Source organism: Pseudoalteromonas sp. MER144-MNA-CIBAN-0113 (genome assembly GCF_040308965.1).
Lineage (GTDB): Bacteria > Pseudomonadota > Gammaproteobacteria > Enterobacterales > Alteromonadaceae > Pseudoalteromonas > Pseudoalteromonas tetraodonis.
Map to the genome: position 1 here is coordinate 1 of NZ_JBEOOG010000662.1, position 211 is coordinate 211.

Sequence of the window (211 nt, forward strand, 5' to 3'; positions counted from 1 at the left end):
ATTTAGGCCTAATATGCTCAATCACTTTGATTTTAGCGGGTATGAACTCAAGCTTTTCTGACTTATCTTCACCCATTCTATGTAGCTCACCGCCACAGCAATCACAGGTTTTGTCGATGATGTCGTGAATAACTTGCTCACGAGGTAAGTCTTTTGGCAGTGGCTTACGCACCGGCTTTTTACGGGTATAGCTAATGGATTGTTGCTCTGC

1 protein-coding gene is annotated in these 211 nt (G+C 43.6%); it reads right to left on the reverse strand.

Features of this window, described 5'->3' with window-relative positions; all coding sequences use genetic code 11:
- The coding region (locus AAEY57_RS21370) for an IS66 family transposase zinc-finger binding domain-containing protein (RefSeq protein ID WP_350595978.1) at positions 1–211 on the reverse strand (211 nt) is incomplete at both ends.